The organism is Rhodoplanes roseus, assembly GCF_003258865.1.
In the GTDB taxonomy this organism is placed as follows: Bacteria; Pseudomonadota; Alphaproteobacteria; order Rhizobiales; family Xanthobacteraceae; genus Rhodoplanes; species Rhodoplanes roseus.
This window is the reverse complement of record NZ_NPEX01000528.1, coordinates 1-2006: the sequence shown is the minus strand read 5'-3', so window position 1 is coordinate 2006 and position 2006 is coordinate 1. Positions and strand designations below refer to the sequence as shown.

General features: G+C 72.6%; 2 protein-coding genes. Both read left to right on the top strand.

Annotated features, from left to right (window positions below; all coding sequences use genetic code 11):
• A partial coding sequence (locus tag CH341_RS30980) for a tetratricopeptide repeat protein (RefSeq protein WP_111423487.1) occupies nucleotides 1–929 on the top strand: 929 nt, incomplete at its 5' end.
• Nucleotides 930–1018: 89 nt separating this feature from the next.
• Entirely contained in the window at nucleotides 1019–1927 is a 909-nt protein-coding gene (locus CH341_RS30975; protein ID WP_111423490.1) for a metallophosphoesterase family protein, read from the top strand.
• The last annotated feature ends 79 nt before the right edge of the window (nucleotides 1928–2006 follow it).

Here is a 2006-nt window from a genome sequence, read left to right as displayed (position 1 = left end):
CCGCGCCGCGCCCGGCGAGCTCGCCGGCCAAGCCGCCCGCCACCGCCCCCGGAAAGCCGCCGGCCGGCGTTCCGGCCACCGCACCGGACCTCGCCTTCGGGGCCTTTCAGCGCGGCTACTTCCTGACCGCCTTCCACGAGGCGACCAAGCGGGTCGAGGCGTCGCAGGACGTCCGCGCCATGACGCTGCTGGGCGAGCTCTATTCCAGCGGGTTGGGCGTTTCCCAGGACGACCAGAAAGCCGCCGAATGGTACGGCCTCGCCGCCGCCCGCGGCGACCGCGACGCCATGTTCGCCCTCGCCATGTTCCGGCTCGGCGGCCGCGCCGGCCCGAAGGACATGAGAGAGGCGGCCCGCCTGCTGGCTGCCGCCGCCAAGCTCGGCCACCCGGCCGCCGCCTACGATCTCGGCCTGTTCTATGTCGAGGGTCAGCTCTTTCCGCAGGACTACGACCGCGCCGCCGAGCTCTTCCGCACGGCCGCCGCCGGCGGCAGCGCAGAGGCGCAATACGCCCTGGCGGTGCTTCACAAGGAGGGGCGCGGCGTTCCTCAGGACGCCGCCGAAGCCGCCCGCTGGTTGGAGCGCGCCGCTACGGCCGGCGTCGTCGATGCGCAGGTCGAGTACGCGATCGCGCTGTTCAACGGCACCGGCGTGCCGAAGGACGAGGCCCGCGCCGCCCAGCTGTTCCGCAAGGCCGCGATGCGGGGCAGCGCCATCGCCCAGAACCGCCTGGCTCGCATGCTGAGCGCCGGCCGCGGCATCACCCTCGACCCGGTGGCGGCGGTCAAATGGCACTTGATCGCCAAGGCCGGCGGCGCCGGTGACCCCTACATGGAAGAATACGCTCAGAAGCAGACCGATGCGGTCCGCCAGAGCGCCGAGAAGGCCGCCCAGGGGTGGCTCGACGTGATCCGGCAGTCGCGCTCGTGACGGGTCGCCGGTCCGAGGCGCGGATCTTTTTCGTCCTGAACGTTTTTTAGACCTGGATGCCCGGCGCGCGGCCGGGCATGACGGTCCGCATGTTCGTCCTGGCTCATCTCACCGATCTGCACATCGGCCCGCTGCCGCGGCCGCGGCTGCGGGAGCTCGCCTCCAAGCGCGTGGTCGGCTGGCTGAACTGGCGTCGCAACCGCCATCGCCGGCACCGGGTCGAGATCCTGACCGACCTGATCGCCGACCTCGCCGCGCAGAAGCCGGACCACACCGCCATCACGGGCGACCTGGTCAATATCGCCCTGCCCGGCGAATTCGCCGCCACGGGCGAATGGCTCGCCGCGTTCGGGCAGCCGGAGGCGGTCAGCTTCATCCCCGGCAACCACGACGCCTATGTGCGGACCGCCATGGCCCAGTGGGACAAGCACTGGGACGCCTACATGCGCGGTGATCGCGAGGCCGCGACCGAATCCGGACCTCGCTTTCCGTATGTCCGGAGACGCGACCCCGTCGCGCTGGTGGGGCTGTCCAGCGCCGTGCCGACCCCGGCTTTCCTGGCCACCGGCCTCCTCGGCCAGGACCAGCTCGGCCGTCTGGAGAAACGGCTCACGCAACTCGGTGAGGAGGGCCTGTTCCGCGTCGTGCTGCTCCACCATCCACCCCACAAGACGCCGGCGAGCCGGCACAAGCGCCTGGTCGATGCGGACGCGTTCCGGGCCGTGCTGGCGCGGACCGGCGCCGAGCTGGTGCTGCACGGGCACGACCATGTCCATGCGCTGATGTGGATGGACGGACCCGCGGGGCCGATCCCGGCGGTCGGCCTCCCCTCGGCGTCCGCCTCGCCGGACGGGCATCACGAGCCGGCGGCCTACAACCTCTATCGGATCGACGGGCCCCCCGGCGCCTTCACGTGCGAGGCGGTCTCGCGCGGCTTCGCACCCGGTGCCACGGCGATCACCGAGCTCGCCCGTCGGAGCCTGTTACCGCCCGGGTAGCCCGGCCGCGGCGACGAGCGCCGCCGCCAGCACGGCCACGGCGCCCAGCGCCATGCCGAGGGCCACCAGCCCGGCCGCC

What these genes read in the sequence shown, in the direction of transcription:
- CH341_RS30975 (WP_111423490.1), top strand. Translation starts at nt 1,019, where the DNA reads ATGTTCGTCCTGGCTCATCTCACCGATCTGCACATCGGCCCGCTGCCG.